The following is a 21,812-nucleotide window of genomic DNA, read 5'->3' as shown; positions in this document are numbered from 1 at the left end:
TCACACTAGGGCGAATCGGGGCGCGTCTCGCAAAAACGGCTAGATCACGGCAGGCTGGCCACCCCGCGAGGAAGGAAGCGCCGGCCGGTCACCCGCTCGGACGTGCCGGTGCGGTCCAGGTACGGCGTGATGCCGCCCAGGTGGAACGGCCACCCGCTACCCAGGATCAGGCAGAGGTCGATGTCCTGAGGCTCGGCGACCACGCCCTCGTCCAGCATGAGCCGGGTCTCCTGGGCCAAGGCCTCGAGCGCCCGCTGCCGCACCTGCTCGGCGGTGGACGGCCGGTCGCCGACCACCAGCAGCCCGGCGACCTCCTTGTCGACCTCGTCGTCGACCAACAGCGGCCGGCCGGACTCCGCGAGGCGCTTGAGGTTTTCGCTGACCGGGAAGCGGTCCGGGAAGGCGCCGTGCAGGATGCCGCCCACGTGGTACGCGACCGCCGGCCCGACGAGCTGGAGCAGCGGCAGCGGCCGCATCGGCAGGCCGAGCGGGTCGAGCGCCTCGTTGGCCACGTCGAGCGGGGTGCCCTCGTCGACGGCCGCGAAGATCTCGCCGAGGAACCGGGTCAGCAGCCGGTTGACCACGAACGCGGGCGCGTCCTTGACCAGCACGCAGGACTTCTTCAGCTCCTTGCCGACCGCGAACGCGGTGGCCAGCGTGGCGTCGTCGGTCCGTTCACCGCGGATGATCTCCAGCAGCGGCATGACCGCGACCGGGTTGAAGAAGTGGAAGCCGACCACCCGCTCGGGGTGCTCCAGGTCGGCCGCCATTGCCGTGACGGAGAGCGAGGAGGTGTTGGTCGCCAGCACCGCCTCCGGCTTGACGATCTTCTCCAGCTCGGCCCAGACCTGCTTCTTCACGCCGAGGTCCTCGAACACCGCCTCGACCACGAGGTCGGCGTCGGCGAAGACTCCCTTGTCGACCGAGCCGCTGATCAGGCCGTGCAGCTTGGCGGCCTTGCCCGCGTCGAGCCGGCGCTTGGCGACGAGCTTGTCGATCTCGCCGTGCACATACGCGACGCCCTTGTCGACCCGGGCCTGGTCGAGGTCGGTCAGCACGACCGGCACCTCCAGCCGGCGGGCGAAGAGCAGCGCGATCTGGCCGGCCATCAGGCCCGCGCCGACCAGGCCCACCTTGGTGACGTCGCGGGCCAGCGCCGGCGCGGGCGCGCCCGCCGGTCGCTTGGCACGGCGTTGCACGAGGTCGAATGCGTACAGGCCGCTGCGCAGCTCCTCGCGCATCACCAGGTCGGCGAGGGCCTCGTCTTCGGCGGCGGTGCCGGTGGCGAAGTCCGCGTCGCGCGCCATGCCGAGCAGCTCCAGCGCCCGGTTGGCGGAGGGCACCGCGCCGTGCAGCCGGTCGTCGAGTGTCTTCTTCGCGAAGAACAGCACGCCGTCCCACATGTCCTTGTCGACCTCGGGCCGGGTCACGGTGACCTCGCCACGCACGACACCGGCCGCCCACTCCAGCGACCGCTCCAGGAAGTCGGCCGGCTCCAGCAGCACGTCGGCGATGCCCAGCTCGGCGGCCTGGGCCGGCTTGAGCATCTTGTTCTGGGTGAGCGGGTTCTGGATGATCACCTGCGCGGCCGGCGCGATCCCGATCAGGTTGGGCAGCAGCTGCGTGCCGCCCCATCCGGGTACGAGGCCGAGCAGGACCTCGGGCAGCGCGAGCGCCGCCGCGCCGCCGGAGAGCGTGCGGTAGTGGCAGTGCAGCGCCAGCTCCAGCCCGCCGCCCATCGCCGCGCCGTTGACGAACGCGAACGTCGGCACCGTGCTGTCCTTGAGCCGTGCGAAGACGCGGTGGCCTTCGCGGCCGATGAGAAGCGCCTGCTCGCGGCCGGTGATCGTGGGCAGCCCCGTGACGTCGGCGCCGACGCAGAAGATGTACGGCTTGCCGGTGACGGCGATGAAGGCCGGGCTGGCGTCGAGTGCCGACGTGATCGCCGCGTCGAGACTGGCGAGCCCTTCGGTGCCGAGCGTGTTGGGCTTCTTGTGGTCGAAGCCGTTGTCCAATGTGATCAGTGCCGCCGGCTTGTCGAGGCCCGGCACGTTCACCAGCCGCAGCAACGACTTGGTGACAACCTCCTGGTACGTCACTTGCCCTCCCAAGCTGTGCCGGCCTTGGCTTCGCGACTGCGGGGCTCGGTCGCTAGCGCTCCCTCACTCCTCGCGCTCGCGGGGTTCTCCCAGATGACCGTGCCGCCCATCCCGATGCCGATACACATCGCGGTCAGGCCGTACCGCACCTCGGGGTGCTCGGCGAACTGCCGCGACAGCTGGGTCATCAGCCGTACACCGGAGGAGGCGAGCGGGTGGCCGACCGAGATCGCGCCGCCCCACGCGTTGACCCGCGGGTCGTCGTCGGCGATGCCGAAGTGGTCCAGGAACGCGAGCACCTGCACCGCGAACGCCTCGTTCAGCTCGAACAGGCCGATGTCCTCGATGGACAGTCCGGCGATGCGCAGCGCCTTCTCGGTGCTCGGGATCGGGCCGTAGCCCATCACCTCTGGCTCGACGCCGACGAAGCCGTACGACACGAGCCGCATCCCGACCGGCAGGCCCAGCTCGCGGGCCACCTCCTCGGCGGCGATGATGCTCGCGGTGGCGCCGTCGTTGAGGCCGGCGGCGTTGCCCGCGGTCACCCGGCCGTGCGGGCGAAACGGGGTCTTCAGCGTCGCGAGCTTTTCCAGGCTCGTCTCGCGGGGCGCCTCGTCGGCCGTGGCGAGGCCCCAGCCGGCTTCCGGGTCGCGTACGGCCACGGAGACCAGGTCCTGCTGGATCTTGCCGTCCGCGTACGCCTTCGCGGTCTTCTCCTGCGAGGCGAGGCCGAACGCGTCCGCGCGCGCCTTCGTCACCTGGGGCAGCCTGTCGTGCAGGTTTTCCGCGGTGGAGCCCATCACCAGCGCCGACGGGTCGACGAGCTTTTCGGCCAGGATGCGCGGGTTGGGGTCGACGCCCTCGCCCATCGGGTGGCGGCCCATGTGCTCGACACCGCCGGCGATCGCCACGTCGTAGGCGCCCATGGCGATGCCGCCGGCCACCGTGGTGACCGCGGTCATCGCGCCGGCGCACATGCGGTCGATCGCGTATCCGGGCACGGTCTTCGGCAGCCCCGAGAGCAGCGCGGCCGTGCGGCCGATGGTGAGGCCCTGGTCGCCGATCTGGGTGGTGGCGGCGATCGCCACCTCCTCCACCCGCTCCGGCGGCAGCTGCGGGTTGCGGCGCAGGAGCTCGCGGATGCAGCGGATCACCAGGTCGTCGGCGCGGGTGTTGGCGTACATGCCGCCCGCCTTGCCGAAGGGTGTGCGGACGCCGTCGACAAAGACGACATCCCGGACTTGACGGGGCACGACGCGCCTCCTCGTGGGGTGGGATGCTCCTACCCCGGATGCTACCCGCCAGTAACTACGTCAGGTGCTGTGGGACGGGTCACTCCTCCGCCGTGATCAAAGGTGTGGCCGGCTCGCGGAGCGCCACCGCCAACCCGTCCGCGATCAGCCCCACCTGCCAGGCCCGCGCACCGTACCCCCGAAGTGTCGCCGAGACCGTCTCCGGCGAGATCTCCTCGGGCGGGGTCCAGGCCAGCCGGCGTACCGAATCCGGGGTGATCAGGTTTTCCGGCGGCAGCGCGTGCGCGGCGGCGGCCGTCGTGACCACCTCGCGGCACCGGGCGAGGCGGGCGGCCGCGACCGGGTCGCGCTCGGCCCACCGGTGCGGCGGCGGCGGGCCGTCGAGCGGCGGCGCCACCGGCAGCATGTCGTCGGGCAGCTCGCGGGCCTTGGTCAGCGCCTCGATCCAGGTGCGGGCCAGCCGCCGCACCGACCGCCCGCCAAATCCGGGCAGGGTGAGCAGCGTCCGCTCGTCCTTGGGATCGAGCTCCGCGGCCGCGATGATCGCCGCGTCGGGCAGCACCCGGCCGGGCGCCGAGTCGCGCCGGGCGGCGATCTCGTCCCGGGCGTACCACATCGCGCGCACCCGGGCCTGCGCCCGCGCCCCGCGGATGCGGTGGATGCCGGAGGTGCGCCGCCACGGGTCGGGTCGCTGGCGGGGTGGCTGCGCGCCGGACGCGACAAGCGCCGCGAACTCCTCGGCCGCCCACCCGTCCTTGCCCTGCGACGCGAGCTCGGCGGCGAGCTTGTCGCGCAGGTCGGTGAGCAGCTCCACGTCGAGCGCGGCGTACGTCAGCCAGGACTCGGGCAGTGGCCGGGTCGACCAGTCGGCCGCCGAGTGGTGCTTCTCCAGCGTGTACCCGAGTAGCTGTTCGGTCAGTGCGGCCAAGCCGACCCGCTCGAATCCAGCTAGCCGAGCGGCCAATTCCGTGTCGAATAGCCGACGCGGTCGCAGGCCGAGGTCGGCGAGGCAGGGCAGATCCTGGCTCGCGGCGTGCAAAACCCATTCGGCATCGGCGATGGCCTCGTCGAGCACGCGCAGGTCACCAAGGGGAAGCGGGTCGATGAGCACCGTGCCCGCGCCCGCCCGGCGCAGCTGCACCAGGTACGCGCGCTGGGTGTAGCGGTAGCCGGAGGCGCGCTCGGCGTCCACGGCGACCGGGCCGCTCCCGGCGGCGAAGCGGGCCACGACCTCGGCGAGCTGGTCGGGCGTCTCGATCGGGGCCGGGGTGCCCTCGCGGGGGGCAGTCAGTGGCACGGGCCCGCCAGGCGTTGTTGGGTCGGGCCCCACGCTTTCTGTCGCCGGAGCTGGCCGGCTGTGTGGTCCGTCCCCTGCTTGGCGTTGCGCGGCCCGACGGCGCAGGGGTGGTTCGTCGGTCACCCGACAACCGTAGTGTGGTCGCCGGCTGGCAACGAGCAGCCGGTGCCCGGCGCGTCGAACCGTCGCCGGGACAGGGACGCCCGCACGGGCCGTCCGCGCTCATGTCAGCATGAAGGAGACAAACGTCGTTCCGGGGTTGTGCCGAGATGCGACTGTGGAACGGGCGTCCTAGGGGAGGGGCTAGATCTCGATGACTGCTGGGTACGACCCGCTGTCCGCACAGCCCGGAGCACAGGTGCCCGGTCCGCGCCACTCGCTCGAGGAAGAGGTGGGTGTGGCGCCGGCGGGAGGGGCTGGCCAGCCGGCCAGCGGCCCTCCCGACCCTGACGGGCTGTACCGCCCCGGGCCGCCTCCGCCGCCACCGCAGGGCCCACCCGCTCCGCCGTACGGCGCGATGCCACCACCTCCGGGCCCCGGGTACCCTCCGCCGCCGCCCGCCGCCTTCCCGGCTCCGGCGTATCCGGTCACCGCGCCGCCGATGTCCGCGCTCCCCGGTGGTGATCCGCACTACACGCCGTACCCGCCGATGGCGCAGCCCGCTCGACCGCGCCGCCGGCCCTCGTGGCTGGGGCTGAGCGCGCTCGCCCTGGCGCTCGTCATCGGCATCGTCGCGATCGTCCAGTCCATCCAGATCCGTGACCTCCAGGGCCGCGTCGCCGACGGTGACCGCGCGCTCGCCGAGGCGCAGGCCGCGGACAAGGGCCGCATGGACGGCATCGAGGGGCGCACCACCGAGCTGGAGACCGCGGCAGGCAAGGCGTTCAACCCCGAGGCAATCTCGAGCGAGGTGCTGCCCAGCGTGTTCCGGGTGGCGGCCGGGCAGTTCACCGGCACGGCGTTCGCGGTCGGCCGGCAGTCCGGCAGCAGCACCAACCTCTTCACCAACTACCACGTGGTGGAGTCGGTGTGGGCGGCCGGCCAGCGCGAGGTCTTCATCGAGCGCAAGGACCAGCGGTGGCCGGCGACGATCGTGCGGGTCGACCCCCAGGCAGACGTCGCCCAGCTGCGCACCAACAACAAGTTCACCGGGCTGGCCACCGCCCGTGAGGCGGCCAAGTCGGGGCAGCAGATTGTGGTGGTCGGCGCCCCGCTGGGCCTGGAAGACACGGTCACGACCGGCGTCATCAGCGCCATCCGCAAGGACGAGGGCGGCTCCGGCACGGTGATCCAGTTCGACGCGCCGATCAACCCCGGTAACTCCGGCGGACCCGTGGTCAACGCCGCGAAACAGGTGGTGGGCATCGCCACCGCCAAGGCCCGCGACGCCGAGGGCATCGGCCTCGCGGTGCCGATCAAGACCGCTTGCGATCAGTTCAAGATCTGTTGACGTACCGCGCGGCGCGCCCGACCGGCCCGAGAACCGCCGGGTGTGCCGCGCTCTGACCGGGCGGCCGAGCGCCCACAGGAGGAATGATGTCCTACCCCCCGAACGCTCCTGGTGGACCCTACCCGCCGCCGGGTGACCAGCCACCGACGCAGCCGATCCCGGGCGGTAACGAGCAGGCGTACATGATCCCGACCGGCTCGGTACCGGCCGCCTCGTACCCGCCGCCGGATCCGGGCTCGGTGCCGCCCGCGCCGCAGCCGCCGTACGGGGTGCCGGCCCAGCCCTCCGGCCCGCCGGCGTACACCCCGGCCCAGCCGTCCGGCTCGCCCGCGTACCCGCCGGCCCAGCCCGCCTACCCGGCCCAGCCCCCGACGGCCGCGTACCCGCCGGTCGAGCCGCAGCCGGCCTACCAGCCCGCGTCCCCGTACGACCCGGCGTCCGCGCCGCCGGCCGGGCCGCCGCTGTCCGGTGTGCCGTACTCCGCCGCGCCGCTCTCCGGCCCGCCGACGTCCGGACCTTCGTACGGCGCCCCGTACGGCGCGGTGCCGCCGCCCAAGCGCGGTCAGCTGCCGCTGATCCTGGGCATCGTCGCGGTGCTGCTCTTCATCACCAGCGGCATCATGACCGGCCTGTACATCAGCAAGTCCGGCGACCTGAGCGACACCAAGAAGCGGATGACCGAGCAGGTCAGCCAGCGCGACGACACGATCGCGGCGAAGACCTCCGAGGCCGAAAAGCTCCAGCGCGACCTGACGACGGCCAACGAGAAGCTGTCGCAGACCGAGCGCGACCTGACCGGCACGCAGAACGCCAAGGAGCAGACCGAGAAGGAGAAGGCGGTCATCGCCGACTGCCTCAACAAGGTCAACGCATTCCTGTCGGCGCTGGCGGCGGGCAACAGCGCCGCGGCCGACCGCGCGATCGACGCGCTCGAAGGCCCGTGCAACGAGGCGGAAAAGTACCTTTAGCCCCTGATCTCGCGAGCGGCCGTGGCTTCGTGCCGCGGCCGCTTTCGTTTCTGCGGGTCGTGGCTCAGGCGGACATGCGGTGGCCGTGCAGGGCCGTGACACCGGGCGGCGGCAGGCCGGCGGTCGAGGCCAGCACCGCGCACCAGGCGAGCAGGTGGGCGCCCATGTCGTCGCAGGTCGGGGTCCACGAGGCGCGGATCTCGATATCGGCCGCGGCGGGCGGCCCGGCCAGGTCGCCGAAGCGGGTCGAGACCGTCTGCGTAACCGTGCCCGCGATCGCGGTGTGCGTGGCCTCCTCGGCCTCCAAGGCGTCGGTGAGCCAGGTCCAGCCGACGGCGGGCAGCAGCGGGTCAGCGGCGAGATCCGGCTCGAGCTCCGCCGTCACGTACGTGACCAGGCGCATCGTGCCATCCCACGCCTCGTGGCCGGCCGGGTCGTGCAGCAGGATCAGGCGGCCGGTGGCCACCTCTTCGCCGTCCTTCATGACGACGCCGCTCAGCGCGTAGGAGTACGGCGCGAGCCGCTGTGGCGCGGGCACCTCCTCCAGCAGGATCTCCGCGCGCGGCGTCACGGTCTTCAGCCCGGCCACCGCCCGCGCGAAGATCTCCGGCTGCCCGTTCGGAGACACCATGTACCGCAGCCTAAGCCGCCTTCGGCCACAGCAGGGGACCGCCGCGCCGACAGCGCGTGACCCCACCCGCGCCCTCCGAGGGCCATCCGCACCGGTAAATGCCCAATCGTCCCGATACAGACCTCAAGTTCTTTCGGACATGCCCTCCGGCCCGGGAGGGCGTTGGCGGCCGCTGACGCGGACCGGGGTAAATCTGCCTCGAGAAGGGTCACGGCGGGCGCGACCGATACCGAGAGGTCCCTGGATCGCGGCGGGGTGGGGGCGTGGGAGCATGGGACGCGATGACGACGACCATGGAGGGCAGCGCCGCCCACCGCGAGCGGCCAGCGGCCGAATCGGTGTTCGTGCGGGCGTGCCGGGGGCTGCCGGTGCCCCATACGCCGGTGTGGTTCATGCGGCAGGCGGGGCGTTCGTTGCCGGAGTACCGCAAGGTGCGCGCCGGCGTCCCGATGCTGGAGGCGTGCCGACGCCCCGAGCTGGTGGCGGAGATCACGCTCCAGCCGGTGCGGCGGCATGGCGTCGACGCGGCGATCCTCTTCAGCGACATCGTCGTGCCGGTCGCGGCGGCCGGGATCGACCTTGACATCGAGCCGGGCACCGGGCCGGTGGTGGCCGAGCCGATCCGCACGGAGGGCGACCTGGCGCGGCTGCGGCCGCTCACGCCGGCGGATGTGTCCTATGTGGATGAGGCGGTGCGGCTGCTCGTCGCCGAGCTGGGCGCCACGCCGCTGATCGGCTTCGCCGGCGCGCCGTTCACGCTGGCCAGCTACCTCGTCGAGGGCGGGCCGTCGCGCACCCATGCGAAGACCAAGGCGATGATGTACGGCGAGCCCGAGCTCTGGCACGCCCTCTGCGCCCGCCTGTCCCAGGTCACGCTGGAGTTCCTCCGCGTGCAGGTGGCGGCCGGGGTCGCGGCCGTGCAGCTCTTCGACTCCTGGGCCGGCGCGCTCTCCGAGGCCGACTACCGGCGTTTCGTGCTGCCCCACTCGGCGCATGTGCTCACCGGCCTGGCCAAGGCCGGTGTGCCGCGCATCCACTTCGGCGTCGGCACCGGGCACCTGCTCACGGCCATGGACCAGGCCGGCGCGGACGTGGCCGGCGTCGACTGGCGTACCCCCCTCGACACCGCGGCCGGGCTGCTCGGGCCGGAGCGGCCGGTGCAGGGCAACCTCGACCCGTGCGTGCTCTTCGCGCCGTGGCCGGTGGTCGAGCGCGAGGTGCGCCGCGTGCTGGCCGAGGGGCGGGCCGCCCCCGGCCATGTCTTCAACCTGGGCCACGGTGTGCTCCCGGAGACCGACCCGGAGGTCTTGACCCGGGTGGTGGCGCTAGTGCACGAGGCGAGCGCGCGCTGACAGGCGCAGCGCCTGCCACGAGCCGTCCGCGTACCAGCCGCCGTCGACCGAGAGCGCCTCGCCGTTGACGAAGCCGCTCCTGGCCGGGTCGGCCAGAAACGCCACCGCCTGCGCGATGTCGTCGGGCGTGGCGAAGCGGCCCTGCGGCACGTGGTCGGTGATGTCGTTGTCCCCGTACGCCCCCTCGGCCTGGGACGCCTCGTCCATCTCGGTCTTCACCCAGCCGGGGCAGACCGCGTTGACCCGCACGCCGCGCCCGCCCCACTCGGCGGCGAGGGTGCGGGTGAGGCCGACGAGGCCGTGTTTGCTCGCGTTGTACGCCGCGCGGTCGGCCACGCCGCGCAGCCCGGCGACCGAGGCGATGTTGACGATCGTGCCCGCCCCGGCGCCCAGCATCAGCCGCCCGAACTCGCGGCACAGCAGGAACGGCCCGGTCAGATTGACGTCGATCACCCGCCGCCAGTCGTCGAGCGTGGTCTCCTCCAGCGGCGTGATGAACGCGATGCCCGCGTTGTTGACCACCACGTCGACCCGCTCGAAGCGCTCGTACACCGCCGCCGCGAACGCGATCACGTCGGCCTCCGTGCTCACGTCGCCCAGCACCGCAAGGTCCGCGGCCACCGGCTGCTTGTCCATCACCGCCAGCGCGTACCCCTCGGCCCCCAACACCTCGGCCACCCGTCGACCGATGCCCTGTGCGGCACCCGTCACCACCGCCACCCGCTCACCCGTCATGCCCGGCAGCTTAGTTACCGTGGAGGCCGTGAGCAGACCGCCGAACGTCGCCGTTGTAGGTGGCGGAATCGCCGGATTGGCTGCCGCGCTGCGGCTGCGGGACCGCGCGCCCGCGGGCACCACGATCACCGTGTACGAGCAGGCCGAGGCCATCGGCGGCAAGCTGCGCACCGGTGCGGTGGCGGGCTCGGTGGTGGAGTTGGGCGCGGAGTCCTTCCTGGTCCGCGACCCCGAGGGCGGTGACTCGGCCGCGGTGACGCTCGCCCGCCGCGTGGGGCTTGGCCACGCTCTCGTGCACCCGGCGACCGGCCAGGCCGCGCTCGCGCTGCACGGCACGCTCGCGCCGATGCCCGGCGGCACGCTCCTCGGCGTACCCGCTGATCTGGAGAAGGTGGCCGCGGTGGCGCGGCCGGAGGCGGAGCGTGACCGCGACGGTGGCCGGCCGCTGCTCGGTCCGGAGGAGGATGTCGCGGTCGGGCCGTTCGTGCGGCGGCGGTTGGGCGACGAGGTGGTCGACCGGCTCGTGGATCCGCTGCTCGGCGGCGTCTACGCGGGGCGGGCCGACGGGCTGTCGCTGGCCGCGACGATGCCGGGCCTGGCCCGCGCGGCGCGGGTCGAGCACACGCTGACCGGTGCGGTGCGGTCCGCGCTGGCCGCCGCGCCGCGACCGCCGGGCACGCCCGTCTTCGCCACGGTCGTCGGCGGCGTGAGCCGGCTGGCGGCGGCGGTGGCCGAGGCGTCCGGCGCGGAGATCCGGCTCGGCGCGCCGGTACGCGAGCTGGCCCGGGTGCCCGGCGGGTGGCGGGTCGGGCCGGACACTGTGGACGCGGTGGTGCTGGCGCTGCCGGCGCGCGCGGCGGCACGGCTGCTGGGCGCCGAGCCGTTGCTCGACTACGCGAGCGTGGCACTTGTGACGCTCGCCCTGCCCGCGCCGCAGCTGCCCGGCCTCTCCGGCTTTCTCGTGCCGGCGGGCGAGGGCACGCTGGTCAAGGCCGCCACGTTCTTCTCCACCAAGTGGGCGCACCTCCGCCGCGACGACGGGGTGGCGCTGGTGCGGGCGTCCGTTGGGCGGTACGGCGAGGAGCACCAGCTGCACATCGGCGACCCCGAGCTGGTCCGCACCGTCCACGCCGAACTGTCTACTTTGGTGGGCACCGGCCTGCCCGAGCCGGTCGGCGCGGGGGTGCGGCGGTGGGGTGGTGCGCTGCCGCAGTACCCGGTGGGGCACGTGGAGCGGGTGGCTGCGCTGCGCGCGACCCTGCCCCCGACGGTGGCTCTCGCCGGCGCCGGCTACGACGGTGTCGGCATCCCGGCCTGCGTGCGCTCCGGCGAGACGGCGGCCGACGACGTATTGAAAGGACTGTCATGAGCGAGCAATCCAACGCGGCGCGCATCAAGGAGCTCAACGCCACCATCCGATACACGATGTGGTCGGTCTTCCGGGCCACCGGGCCGCTGCCGGCGCTGCGCGACCCGCTGGCCGGCGAGGTGGAGTCGCTCTTCGAGCAGCTGGCCGCGAAGGACGTGGTGGTGCGCGGCACCTACGACGTGTCCGCCCTCCGCGCCGACGCCGACGTGATGGTGTGGTGGCACGCGCCGACGGCCGACGCGCTCCAGGAGGCGTACGGGCTGCTCCGCCGCACCACTCTCGGCCGGCACCTCGCTCCGGTGTGGTCGCAGATGGCGCTGCACCGGCCGGCCGAGTTCAACAAGAGTCACCTCCCGGCGTTTCTGGCCGGCGAGGAGGCGAAAGCGTATGTGTGTGTGTATCCGTTCGTGCGTTCCTACGAGTGGTATCTGTTGCCCGACGAGGAGCGGCGCGACATGCTCGCCGAGCACGGGCGGCAGGCGCGCGGCTATCCCGACGTGCGTGCGAACACGGTGGCTTCGTTCGCGCTCGGCGACTACGAGTGGATGTTGGCTTTCGAGGCGGACGAGCTGCACCGCATCGTCGACCTGATGCGCGACCTGCGCGCTTCGCGGGCGCGGCGGCACGTGCGCGAGGAGGTGCCTTTCTACACCGGGCGGCGCCGCTCGGTGCCGGAGATCGTCGCCGCCCTGCCCTGACTCAGGGGCGGGCCATCGGCACGTGCGGGATGCCGTCTTCCATGAACTCGGGCCCGGTCACCGCGTAGCCGTAGCGCTCGTACAGCCGCACCAGGTGGGCCTGGGCGTCGAGCACGCTCGGGCGGTCGCCGATCTCTTCGAGGGCGGCCGCCATCAGGCGGCCGGACGCGCCGGTGCCGCGCTCGGACGGGCTCACCACGACCCGCCCGATCCGCGCGCCGCCGCCGGGCTCGGCGAGGATCCGCAGGTATGCCACCGGCGCACCGTCGCGGGAAAGCCACATGTGGCGCGTCTCCGGCTCGGTGTCGCGCCCGTCGAGCTCCGGGTAGGCGCATTTCTGCTCCACCACGAACACGTCGACGCGGAGCCGGAGCAGGTCGTACAGCGTGCGTGTGTCGAGGTCGGCGAAGGACGCGACGTGCGGCTCCATGGCCCGATCCTGCCACGTCGCCGGGAAAACACGGTGTGTCGCTTCCACCCGGCGGCGGGCGCTGGGGCAAAGCTCGAACCAAGCCCCGACCATTCCGTGCCTCGGAGGAGCAAGGTGATCAAGAGAAACAAACTGTTCGGTACGAAGACGCGGGTGACGTTCTGCCTTCCGAAGGACGCACCCGCCGGTGCCGTGAGCGTCGTCGGCTGCTTCAACGAATGGGAGCCGGGCCGCCACGAGTTGGTGCCGCGCAAGGACGGCACCCGCACCGTCACGGTCAAGCTGGAGCCGGGCCGCTACCGCTTCCGGTACCTGGCGACGGGTGGCGTGTGGCTCGACGACGAGGAGGCCGACCTGATCGACCACGAAGGTGGCCAGTTGGTCCTCTGAGCGCGCGGCGCTCGCGGCAGCGCGCGCCGAAATTCGACTGAACCGGACCGGAGCGTCCCTCGTATTGGTTGAGCCATCTCACAGCCGTGAGCTGGCTCAACATGAGGGACGCTCTGATCGGTAGGGATCTTGCCGGCAAAACCGGCACATGTCGGCCCCGGGCTGGTCCGAGTGGACAAATGGCGTTACCTTCGGGTCGCGAGAGTTTGGCGCATGGTCATCCATGCGTCCCAAGGGGAGGCTCCCCTGGGCGGGGGGCACAACAGAGGAGCGGGGTGAGTCCACCTTGACAGCAACTCCCGGCATGGGAAATGTGCACGCGACACAGGCGCAGCTCAATCAGATGGCCACGCGTTGTCAGGATGTGCGCGAGCGTCTGGCCACGGGCATGGCGCAGCTGCTCGACCGGGTGACCGATCTGAGCGGCAAGGGCATGAGCGGTTCGGCCAACAACGCGCTACAGGGGGCGTCGCACGAGCTGAACGAGGGCATGACGAAGATTCTCAACGCCCTCGACGAGCTGTCCGGCAAGATCAGCAACGCCTCGACGGAGTTCGGCGTGCAGGATGACGACGCCGCCTCGACGATCCGCAACGCGGCCGCCGCCACCGGCGACGGCGCCGTCATCTCGGCCCTGCGCGGCTGACGTCCACCCCTAGTCGAGAGGCGAAATCACGATGACTGACATCCCGATCACTTACAACTTCGGCGCCATCGCGGACGTGTCCACCGCGATCGGCACGTTCTGCGGAAACATGGACGTCGAGCTCGGCGATCTGTACAACGACTTCAAGACGCTCCTGGCAGCCGACTGGCAGGGTGCCGCGGGCCAGGCGTGCGACGCCGCCCAGCAGCAGTGGAACCAGGGCGCCGACGAGATCAAGGGCGCGCTGATGCGCCTCGGCACCGCCGTGGGCGGCTCGGCCGAACGCATGCAGGAAGTCGACAACCGGATCTCCGCCGGGTTCTGACCCGTCAGACGCCGGTGGGTCCCGGCGAGGGCGTCGCCTTCGCCGGGACCGGCTATCTGCGCTAGTTCCGCTCACCAACCGGGGGAGGCACCGTGGGTATTCCGAGAGAGGATCTCGAAGGCAGCTCGCCGACCGACTACGACTCGTTCGGCGGCAAGGTCAATGTCGAGGTCACCGACTTGGTGAGCTACTACCAAGAGATGAGCATGCTCTCCGGCGAGATCGGCACAGCCGCCGGCACCGCGATGGGCGAGATGTCCATGATGATCGCGACAGGGCTCAACCAGCCCGGCGGTGACGCGGGTGTCTTCCCCGAGGGCGCGATGGCCGCCCGCACGATGTCCGGCCGGCTCGCCGAGTTCCAGATGTTCATGACCGACCTCCACGAGGGTGTGCGCAACGTCGGCTCGGCGGCGGTGGTGGTGGCGGAGATCTACGAAAACGCCGACAACGAAAACGGCGCGACCGTCAACGACATCGGCTTCGCCTTCACCGATCCCAACGCCCGCGGGCCCGAGGGCTTCCGCGGCGGCGACGTGAAGACGTTCTACGACCTGGCCCAGGAGAACGGCCAAAACGCGATGGCGCTGACCAGTGACAACTCCCTGGCCAAGCCGCTGTCCTACCCGTACGGCACGATCTACACGTTCCCGGACGGCTCGTCCAAGCACATCACCTCGCGCACCGAGGCCGGTGGACACAACACGAGCGACGTGATCGTGACCACCACGACGATCACCGACAAGAACGGCAACGTGATCTCGACGGTGACCGAGCGGACCTACTCCAACCACATGGGGTACAACTACACGACCACGACGTCGACCACCGGCGACGAGCGCAACAACCGCACGTCCAGCACTACCACGGCGGAGGCGCCCGACGGAGACATCACGGTCTCCAACACGAGCTCCACGACCACCGACGGCAAGCAGGGCCCCGAGACCACCAACACGACGACGGTCGAGCGCGGCGAGCATCGGGTGGACGAAGACCGCGGCCCGGTCGAGACGGCCGAGGAAAACCTGGACAGCCACGGCACCGACCAGTTCGTCGGTGACTACGGCCAGGGGTACTGAGGACGGGTCATGGCTGGCGAAGAGGACTACTTCGACTACTCCACGGCGACCAACCAGCAGTTGCAGGACAACCGCCGGATGGCGCGGCGCATGGGCGAAGACATCACCCACTACACGCCGCCGCAAAACACCTCGCCCTACCCCGATCCGACGTTCAACTTCCAGTCCGTCGACAACGACGACTGGAACGAGGAGCTCGACCGGGCCTGGGCCGCGGAGACCATCGAAAAGATCCGTAAGCGGATCAGGGCGCAGGACCCGGTCGTCATCCGCCAGCTCGCCCAGCAGTGGTGGGAGGTCAACCTCGTCCTCGACGACGCCCGCACGCGCGTGCTCGACGCCGCCACCAAGCTGAAGGAAGGCAAGGACGGCAAGGGCGGCTGGACCGGCGCCGGCGCGGACGCGTTCCTGGCCCGCGGCCCGGGTGCCACGATCAAGTCGATCGACGACTGGGAGCAGGCCGCGATCGACAACTGGCTCGGCCTGCTGGCGCTCGCCGTCGTCGTCGAAGGCCGCCAGGCCGAGATGGAGACGCTCTACAACGAGTACAAGAGCGAGATGCTCACCTTCGCCCGTGAAGAGCGCGAGCGGTACGGCGTGTCGACCGAGCAGGAGGTCAAGGACGCCGGCTTCGAAGACGAGTACATCACCCAGCTGCGGCTGAAGGCGACGGAGTTCAACGAGCGGGCGCAGGCGATCCAGTACAACATGGCCCAGGACTACTACCGGGTCATGCGGGAGGATCTCGCGGGCGGCCGGGCGACCGTCTACGAAGGACCGACCGACGCGGTGGTGCCCAACCCGGCATTCATCCAGCGCTACATGATGAACCAGTTCGGCGCACCCAACATCGGCAGCCCGAATATCACCACACCCAACGTCGGCAACCCGAACATCACCCAGCCGAACATCCAGCCGCCGGTCATCAACAAGCCGACGGTCGAAGCGCAGATCACCGATCCGAACATCACCACGCCCGACATCGACACGCCGGACGTATCCGACTTCGAAAAGCCGGCCGCCGTCGACCCCAACATCACGACGCCGACCGTCACACCGCCGGTCCTGCCGCCGGTCATCGCACCGCCGGCGGTCAACACGAGCAACCTTCCCAACCCGGGAGGGCTGCGCCAGCCCGGCCCGGTGCCGACGCCACCCGGCCAGGGCCTGCTCAAAAACCTGCCCAGCGGGAGCGGGCCCGGCGTGCTGCGGTCCAGCGCGCTGACGCCGCCCGCCGCGGAGGGCCTGCCCCCCGGCGGCATGCCGCAGGGCCAGCGCCCCGGCGGAGCGCCACCGCCGCCGCAGCTCAAGCGGCCCGGCGGTGGGCAAAACACTCCGATGACGCCGCAGGGCAAGGGTGGCGGTCGCCCCGGCGATCCCTCCTCGGCCACGCCGGACGCGCCGCGCGGAGGCGTGGAGAGCAACCAGTTCGGCGGCCCGCCCAGCACCCCGGCCTCGCCGGTGCTGCGCAACCCGCGTACCAACACGCCCGCTCCGCCCGGCACCCGCGGCGGTCCGCGCCGCGGCACACCGGCCGTGCCCGGTGCCCCCGGACAGGGCGGTCCGTCGACGCCGTCGCGGCCCGACGCGATGCCGCCGGTGTTCAGCCGACCCCAGCGGCCGGCCAGCAACGTGCCGTCGACGCCGACCACCCGGCGGCCGGCGCAGCCGGAGGTGCCCGGTGCCCCGCTCAACCCACTGGCGCCGCCGCCACCGCCCACCACCAGCCCGGTCGTGGGGCGGGCCCGGCCGGTCACCGGCGCGCACCCGCCGGAGCCGCCGACCGGCGTGATGCGGGGCAGGCGCACCGCGGGCAGCGGGCTCGGCGTCGAGGGTCAGATCGGTTCGCGACGCATGTCCAGCCAGGCGGAGACGCAGGCACAGGCCAATGTGGACGAAGAGTTCGACCGCATCCGCGCGCTGCTCGACCGCGAGGCGGCGTGGACCGTCGAAACGCCCGGTGGCGGCGTGCTCGACAGCGCACCGCAGCAGCGGACCGTCAGCGCGCAGTCCGAGCCCAAGCCGACCCTCGGCGCATGACCCGCTGGGTGGTGCGAGGGCTCGCCCTCGCGGTCGTCACGGTCGCCGCCGGATGCGGCGGCGACTCCGAGCCGAGCCCGCGGGCGACGTCCGCGCCGCCCTCGGCGTCGGCGGCCGCGGCCGGTCCGGTGTACGCGCTCGGCGGCAACCTGTGCGGCGTCGCCGACCAGGCCCCGCTCGCCGAGCTGTTTCCGACCGTCAGCGGCAAGCCGATAGCCGACTCGCCGCGGCTCTGCGCCACCTCGCGGCGGTCGTCCTCGGTGAGCGTCAGCGTGAGCATCGACGCCGAGCTGCTCCGCACCGAGCAGCAGGCGCGCCTCTACCTGGAGACCGCGCGGGGCACGAGCCAGGGCGGCGCGCCCACCGACATCCCGGGCGCCGGCGCCGCGGCCTTCTTCGTCACCGACGGGCACGAGGTCAAACTGACCTCCTACCACGGCAACCTGGTGCTGGAGCTGCGGGTCGCGAGCGTCGGCGACAACGACCTTCCCCAAGGAGTGCCGGAGCGGCTGGCCCGCGTCGCCGAGGGGACCTACGCGAAGTTGGCGCCATGACCGCCGACCCCGGTGACCTGGCCCCTGGCGCGCGCCTCGCGATGAGCGTGATCCACCCGGGTTCGCCGATTCTCCAGGTGCGCTACCGGCAGGGCGTGCTCATGACGCCGCACGGCTTTCCCGACTGGCCGTTGTGCGCCCGCGCGGTGGTGGAGCTGCCGCCGCCCGACCCGGCGCTGACGCTGGAGGAGCAACGGATCCTGGACGTGTTGGCGGCCAACGCGGCGATGGCCCGGATCGCCGGCGAGTCGGACGGCGATCCACTGTGGCCGGTGACGGCGGCGGCCGGCACGGTTGGCCGCGAGCGAGACGGCGCGGTGCCGACGCCGGCCGGCTGGTGCTGGGCCCACGTCGGCACGCCGGACGCCGCGCGGCTGCTCGCGCTGGTGCCGATCGAGCTGCACGCGTCGTTTCGCCACGCGGGCGGGGTGCGCCAGCTGCCGGCGAACGGGCGGGGGTTGCGCGCCGACGCCGAGCCGGTGTCCGCCGGCCGGGCCGCCGGCGACGCGGTACCCGATGAGTTGCTGGATCTGCTGGAGCGCGCGCTGGGGTGGCCGCTGCCGCCGGTGTACCGCCGATTCCTCGCCGAGACCAACGGTGCCGGCCCGGCGGCGGCCGCGGTGCTCCCGCCTTACGGCTTCGTGGCCGACCAGCCGCTCTTCGGCATCGCTCGCGACGACCGGCACCAGGATCTGTCCTATGTGGGTGATTGGGTGCGCGACCGGCTGACCGTCGACTTCCTGCCCATCGGATACGTGCAGGGCGGCCTGCTGGCGGTCAAGGCATCCGGCGACGACCTGGATTCGGTCTGGTACCTCGACGACGACGACCCGCGCGACCGCGAGTCCTTCGGGGCGGAGGAGGTCTGCGCTCATCTGCTCGCGCGGTGCGCCGACAGCCTCGACGACCTCTGGGCCCGGCTGGTGCGGCCACCGGCGGCGCTCGTCGACCTGGCCGGCCGGTGGGCGGCACGGGTGACCCACGTCCGCGACGGCCTCGTCGGCGCCGGGCTGCCGGCGAAGATGAAGGCGCCCTGGCAGCCACCGGCGAAGGCCGGCCGCGACCCGGTGGCCGCGATGTTTGAGGCGAAGTGAGACCTGGATGAGCGGGAGTGCGGGCAGTGACGAGGCCGCGGGCCCTGACGACGGCGGACCGGTGCCGGGCGACGCGAGCGCCAGCGCGTGGGCGCCGGCCAACGACGTCGAGCGGCGCCTCCAGCAGGTGGTGGGCGACGGCGACATCGACGCGGTGATGAGCATCCTCGCGGTCGCGCCGCTCGTGGTGCCCGGCTTCCGGGACGAGCCCGACGCCCAGCCGGGCCGGCAGCGGCTGCTCACCCGCGAGCGCGACGGGGTGCCCTACCTGCTGGTCTTCACGTCGCCCGAGGCCATGTACCGGGCGGTGCCGGCGGACGGCTGGCGGGCGACCACCCTCACCGAGGTGGTCTCCGGCACGCCGGACGGGTGGGGCCTCGCGATCAATCCGGTCACCCCGATCGGCGTGCTGGTCAAGCCCGAAGACGTGCCCGAGCTGGTGCCCACCCAGCGGACGATGCGCGATTTCACCCCGGCCAACGAGGTGGAGCGGCTGCTGCGGGACGCGCTCGTCGCCCCGGACGCCGAGGTGCTGCTCGACGTGCTGGTCACCGCCCAGGTGATCGTGCCGACCCAGGCGCTGGAGATGGACGGCGTGCTCGTCGTGCCGGTCTTCACGTCGGTCGACCGCTACGAGGAGTGCCTGGGCGGGCGCGACCTGGACATCCCGGTGGTAACGCTGGACTTCATCTCGGTGATGCGCCAGTGGCCCGGCGACGACCACCGCCTCGCGGTCAACCCGGGCTCGCCGATCGGCATCACGCTGCCGGGGGAGCGGGTGCGGCAGTTGGTGGCGTACGCGGAGCAGTTGGTGCGGCGGCGCCTCGGCGGTGACCCGGATCAGCCACCGCCCCCGCCCCCGCCCCCGATCTCGCCGTTTCGGGAGGTCGAGCCGGGCGACGATCCGCCGCCGATCCAGCTCCCGCCGGGCGGCATCGGCGGGGCGTTGCGGGGTGAGGGCTGATACCCGATCGATGCGTGGATCATCTATTGTCGGAGCAGGTCGGAGGGCCTAGGGGGAGGTGGAGTGCATGGAGCGACCGCAATGGTCGGCGATTCGCGGCGTGATTGACGACCTCCAGCAGACCATCGAAAACGCGGCGCAGACGCGGCAGCAGATCATGGAGATCACTGGCACGGCGTGGTCCGACGACCGGCTGATCAAGGCTGTGGTCGGCCCGCGCGGGCAGCTCATCGAGCTCGAGATCGACCCCCGCGTCTACCGCACGCCCAATTCCAAGGCATTGGCCGCGTCGATCATGTCCACGGTGCGCGCGGCGGTCGAAGACGCCAACAAACAGACGAAGGAAATCGTCGAGAAGGTCATGCCCAAAGATCGTGGAATGGGTCTGATCGGTAAGACTGATTTCGACGTATTGATGGAAAGTCACGACGCCGACCTGCCAAAGGCGTTGAAGAAGAACGAGGAGGACGGCCATGGGTTCCTACCTTGACATCCAGGACGACCCCAACGAGGTCGCCGGCACCGGTGCGATCCTGCGGTCGATCGGCACGTCGTTCCAGTCACAGGCGCAGGGCATCCTCGGCGACATCAACGCGGTCAACGCCGAGCGCCCCTGGGGCAACGACTCGTACGGCCAGGCCTTCGAGCAGACCTACAACGTCGTGCCCGAGGGGAGCGAGGGCTCGCTGCGCGACGCCGTCGACGACGGGCTCAACCGCGCCGGCGAGGGCCTGATCACGGGTGGCGACAAGACGGTCATGGCGATGACGGAGTACCAGGGCGTCGACACCGAAAACCGTGACGACATCAACCGGGCGACCACCTAGTCGATGGCCGACACCGTCGAGATCTACGTGAAGTACGCCGGGTCGAGTCAGGAGCTCGCCCATCGGGTGGCGGAGGCGCTCGACCTGCGGGGGTACTTCTACAACGGGAGCGGGTTCGTGCTGCCCGTCGACGCCCTGCCGCTGATCGGCGCCGACGGTTGGGCACACCTCAACGTGGATCTCACCGACCTCGGGCGTGACGGTGACCCGGGCGTATCGGAGGGCACGGCGTACGAGCCGTACGAGTTCGAGATCGGCGTGGAGTTCCGCGGGCCGCGCGAGCGCCTCGGCCGCGCCATCTTCGACCGCCTGACCCGCCTCGAGCTCCCGATGGCGTACGGCGACGACAGTCACGTCTTCGCCGACTACCTGCCCAGGCGGGGGGTGCGCGAGTTCTCGCCCGGCACGTCCGCGGAGGAGGGCGGCCGGCCGCTGTGGCGCGAGCCGGCGCTGAGTGCCGCCCGCTCACCCGCGCCCGCCTGGCGGGTGGGCTCGGGCGCGGTCACGGTCTGCGAGACCGACGGGCTGCTCCAGTTCGTGCCCGTGTTCGGCACGCGGTGGCTGAGCCCGGTCGCCTCGGCCCGCACCTCGGTCGGCGCCGCCTGTGTCGGGCTGGTGCTCGCCGCCGCGCTCGACACCCGTGACCGGCCGGAGCGCGACGAGCGCGACGAGGTGCTGGCCCGGCTCGCCGCCGCGGTGCGGCTGCCGACCGACGAGTTCCTCCGCCGCACGGTGTCGTTCGACGTGCGGGTGGTGGGTGACGAGGTGGTCGGCACCGCGCACGCCGCCCGCCGCGACGGTGCGCCGGGCGCGATCGAAGAGCTGACCGGCCGGGCGTCGGTCGCGGCCGGGCCCAAGCCGCTCGGCGCGCTGGTGCTCGATCTGGTGGCGGCGTTGCGCGCGCGCGTGCCGGCGTGACGGTGGACGGGGAGGACGTGGTGGACTGGGATCGGGTGGTCGCGGCTATGCGGCGGCACGCGCTTGAGCCGGGCACGCCGGTCGAGGAGCGGCGCGACTGGCCGGAAGCGTCGACGTTCGCGGCCGCCGACTACGCATACGAGGCGCGCGCGGCTGACTGGCTGATCGGTCAGGCGCCGTGGGTCGACGCCGCGGTGCGCGTGGTCGGCGACATGCTCATGGACAACTTCGCGATCACGTACGGGCTGCTTTTCGTCGGCGACCAGGACCTGTTCCTCAACGAGACCGCGACGATCCGCGAGCTGGGCCGGCGGCTCGGCGCCGACCTCGAGCCGCTCGCGTACGCCGAGCTGCTCGCCGAGCTGTACTCGGGGGAGCAGGTCGACCGGCCCACGGTGCTGCCGTTCGCCGCCACCGGCGATCACCGCGCCGGCGTGCTGGTGCGCGACCCGGGCGAGTTCGCCGCCGAGTACGAGTGGGTGGATCCGTCGCTGGTCTCCGCCCCCGCCGTCCGCCCGGCCGCCGGTGGCGTAGAGCTGCACTTCTGCTCGGCGCACTACTTCCTCACCGAGACGAAGTCCGCTGTGGACGTTCTCCAGTGGACGGTCGTGGGCGGTGGCGGCCGGCCGGCCTCCTGGGCGCGCCGCTACCTGGCCCGAGGCGTCGAGCGCCCGTACCGGGTCGGCTGAGCCT

The 21,812-nt window shown here is 72.1% G+C and carries 23 protein-coding genes; 17 read left to right on the top strand and 6 right to left on the bottom strand.

Annotated features, from left to right (window positions below; all coding sequences use genetic code 11):
• Nucleotides 1-44: 44 nt before the first annotated feature.
• From ACTMTJ_RS40120 to ACTMTJ_RS40110, 3 genes are all read right to left on the bottom strand, one after another.
• Nucleotides 45-2,099, bottom strand: coding sequence for a 3-hydroxyacyl-CoA dehydrogenase NAD-binding domain-containing protein (locus ACTMTJ_RS40120; protein WP_441223995.1), 2,055 nt, complete (start codon nucleotides 2,097-2,099; stop codon nucleotides 45-47).
• Entirely contained in the window at nucleotides 2,096-3,352 is a 1,257-nt protein-coding gene (locus tag ACTMTJ_RS40115; RefSeq protein ID WP_441223994.1) for a thiolase family protein, read from the bottom strand. Before ACTMTJ_RS40115 ends, ACTMTJ_RS40120 begins: the two co-directional genes overlap by 4 nt.
• Before the next feature lie 79 nt (nucleotides 3,353-3,431).
• Entirely contained in the window at nucleotides 3,432-4,772 is a 1,341-nt protein-coding gene (locus ACTMTJ_RS40110; RefSeq protein WP_441223993.1) for a ribonuclease D, read from the bottom strand.
• A gap of 190 nt (nucleotides 4,773-4,962) precedes the next feature.
• Here ACTMTJ_RS40110 and ACTMTJ_RS40105 point away from each other — a divergent pair, with 190 nt between their 5' ends.
• Nucleotides 4,963-6,099 (top strand): S1C family serine protease, encoded by a 1,137-nt coding sequence (locus ACTMTJ_RS40105; RefSeq protein ID WP_441223992.1) that lies wholly within the window; start codon nucleotides 4,963-4,965, stop codon nucleotides 6,097-6,099.
• Nucleotides 6,100-6,185: 86 nt separating this feature from the next.
• Nucleotides 6,186-7,067: a hypothetical protein gene (locus ACTMTJ_RS40100; protein ID WP_441223991.1), complete on the top strand. Its 882-nt coding sequence runs from the start codon at nucleotides 6,186-6,188 to the stop codon at nucleotides 7,065-7,067.
• 64 nt (nucleotides 7,068-7,131) lie between these two features.
• On the opposite strand, the gene ACTMTJ_RS40095 is transcribed toward ACTMTJ_RS40100, so the two are convergent.
• A complete protein-coding gene (locus ACTMTJ_RS40095; RefSeq protein ID WP_441223990.1) occupies nucleotides 7,132-7,698 on the bottom strand; it encodes a DUF3000 domain-containing protein in 567 nt (188 codons plus the stop codon).
• A 281-nt stretch (nucleotides 7,699-7,979) separates the two neighbouring features.
• Between ACTMTJ_RS40095 and hemE the strand changes: the two genes are divergently transcribed.
• Nucleotides 7,980-9,050, top strand: a complete 1,071-nt coding sequence (gene hemE / locus ACTMTJ_RS40090; protein WP_441223989.1) for a uroporphyrinogen decarboxylase — start codon at nucleotides 7,980-7,982, stop codon at nucleotides 9,048-9,050.
• Here the strand turns inward: hemE and ACTMTJ_RS40085 are convergent.
• Nucleotides 9,024-9,785 carry an SDR family NAD(P)-dependent oxidoreductase gene (locus ACTMTJ_RS40085; protein WP_441223988.1) on the bottom strand — a complete coding sequence of 254 codons (762 nt, stop codon included), beginning with the start codon at nucleotides 9,783-9,785 and terminating at the stop codon, nucleotides 9,024-9,026. The two genes, hemE and ACTMTJ_RS40085, sit on opposite strands and share 27 nt — an antisense overlap.
• Nucleotides 9,786-9,813: 28 nt before the next feature.
• On the opposite strand from ACTMTJ_RS40085, the gene ACTMTJ_RS40080 reads away from it, so the two are divergent.
• On the top strand, nucleotides 9,814-11,154 hold the full coding sequence (locus ACTMTJ_RS40080) for an FAD-dependent oxidoreductase (RefSeq protein ID WP_441223987.1): 1,341 nt from the start codon (nucleotides 9,814-9,816) through the stop codon (nucleotides 11,152-11,154).
• Nucleotides 11,151-11,852: a hydrogen peroxide-dependent heme synthase gene (hemQ, locus tag ACTMTJ_RS40075; RefSeq protein WP_441223986.1), complete on the top strand. Its 702-nt coding sequence runs from the start codon at nucleotides 11,151-11,153 to the stop codon at nucleotides 11,850-11,852. The genes ACTMTJ_RS40080 and hemQ overlap by 4 nt, the downstream gene beginning before the upstream one ends.
• Before the next feature lies 1 nt (nucleotide 11,853).
• On the opposite strand, the gene ACTMTJ_RS40070 is transcribed toward hemQ, so the two are convergent.
• The gene (locus tag ACTMTJ_RS40070; RefSeq protein WP_441223985.1) at nucleotides 11,854-12,282 is read right to left on the bottom strand and encodes a GNAT family N-acetyltransferase; all 429 of its coding nucleotides are present in this window, start codon (nucleotides 12,280-12,282) and stop codon (nucleotides 11,854-11,856) included.
• Nucleotides 12,283-12,396: 114 nt separating this feature from the next.
• Between ACTMTJ_RS40070 and ACTMTJ_RS40065 the strand changes: the two genes are divergently transcribed.
• The 12 genes from ACTMTJ_RS40065 to ACTMTJ_RS40010 all read left to right on the top strand — a co-directional run bounded on the left by ACTMTJ_RS40065 (nucleotide 12,397) and on the right by ACTMTJ_RS40010 (nucleotide 21,808).
• Complete coding sequence (locus ACTMTJ_RS40065) at nucleotides 12,397-12,672, top strand: isoamylase early set domain-containing protein (protein WP_441223984.1); 276 nt, start codon at nucleotides 12,397-12,399, stop codon at nucleotides 12,670-12,672.
• A gap of 304 nt (nucleotides 12,673-12,976) precedes the next feature.
• Complete coding sequence (locus tag ACTMTJ_RS40060; RefSeq protein ID WP_441223983.1) at nucleotides 12,977-13,318, top strand: WXG100 family type VII secretion target; 342 nt, start codon at nucleotides 12,977-12,979, stop codon at nucleotides 13,316-13,318.
• A gap of 31 nt (nucleotides 13,319-13,349) precedes the next feature.
• Nucleotides 13,350-13,643: a WXG100 family type VII secretion target gene (locus ACTMTJ_RS40055; protein WP_441223982.1), complete on the top strand. Its 294-nt coding sequence runs from the start codon at nucleotides 13,350-13,352 to the stop codon at nucleotides 13,641-13,643.
• Nucleotides 13,644-13,735: 92 nt separating this feature from the next.
• Nucleotides 13,736-14,722: a hypothetical protein gene (locus tag ACTMTJ_RS40050; protein WP_441223981.1), complete on the top strand. Its 987-nt coding sequence runs from the start codon at nucleotides 13,736-13,738 to the stop codon at nucleotides 14,720-14,722.
• A 9-nt stretch (nucleotides 14,723-14,731) separates the two neighbouring features.
• A complete protein-coding gene (locus tag ACTMTJ_RS40045) occupies nucleotides 14,732-16,762 on the top strand; it encodes a hypothetical protein (RefSeq protein WP_441223980.1) in 2,031 nt (676 codons plus the stop codon).
• Nucleotides 16,759-17,316: a hypothetical protein gene (locus ACTMTJ_RS40040; protein ID WP_441223979.1), complete on the top strand. Its 558-nt coding sequence runs from the start codon at nucleotides 16,759-16,761 to the stop codon at nucleotides 17,314-17,316. The genes ACTMTJ_RS40045 and ACTMTJ_RS40040 overlap by 4 nt, the downstream gene beginning before the upstream one ends.
• On the top strand, nucleotides 17,313-18,410 hold the full coding sequence (locus tag ACTMTJ_RS40035; protein ID WP_441223978.1) for an SMI1/KNR4 family protein: 1,098 nt from the start codon (nucleotides 17,313-17,315) through the stop codon (nucleotides 18,408-18,410). Before ACTMTJ_RS40040 ends, ACTMTJ_RS40035 begins: the two co-directional genes overlap by 4 nt.
• A gap of 7 nt (nucleotides 18,411-18,417) precedes the next feature.
• Nucleotides 18,418-19,374 (top strand): SseB family protein, encoded by a 957-nt coding sequence (locus tag ACTMTJ_RS40030; protein ID WP_441223977.1) that lies wholly within the window; start codon nucleotides 18,418-18,420, stop codon nucleotides 19,372-19,374.
• Nucleotides 19,375-19,441: 67 nt separating this feature from the next.
• Entirely contained in the window at nucleotides 19,442-19,864 is a 423-nt protein-coding gene (locus tag ACTMTJ_RS40025) for a YbaB/EbfC family nucleoid-associated protein (RefSeq protein ID WP_441223976.1), read from the top strand.
• Nucleotides 19,848-20,201 (top strand): hypothetical protein, encoded by a 354-nt coding sequence (locus ACTMTJ_RS40020; protein WP_441223975.1) that lies wholly within the window; start codon nucleotides 19,848-19,850, stop codon nucleotides 20,199-20,201. Before ACTMTJ_RS40025 ends, ACTMTJ_RS40020 begins: the two co-directional genes overlap by 17 nt.
• 3 nt (nucleotides 20,202-20,204) lie before the next feature.
• Complete coding sequence (locus ACTMTJ_RS40015) at nucleotides 20,205-21,119, top strand: hypothetical protein (protein ID WP_441223974.1); 915 nt, start codon at nucleotides 20,205-20,207, stop codon at nucleotides 21,117-21,119.
• Nucleotides 21,116-21,808 (top strand): hypothetical protein, encoded by a 693-nt coding sequence (locus tag ACTMTJ_RS40010; RefSeq protein ID WP_441223973.1) that lies wholly within the window; start codon nucleotides 21,116-21,118, stop codon nucleotides 21,806-21,808. Before ACTMTJ_RS40015 ends, ACTMTJ_RS40010 begins: the two co-directional genes overlap by 4 nt.
• Nucleotides 21,809-21,812 lie beyond the last annotated feature (4 nt).

The sequence above is a fragment of the Phytohabitans sp. LJ34 genome (assembly GCF_052068095.1).
In the GTDB taxonomy this organism is placed as follows: Bacteria; Actinomycetota; Actinomycetes; order Mycobacteriales; family Micromonosporaceae; genus Phytohabitans.
The sequence above is the reverse complement of the archived record's forward strand: the minus strand, read 5'-3'. Positions and strand labels throughout refer to the sequence as shown.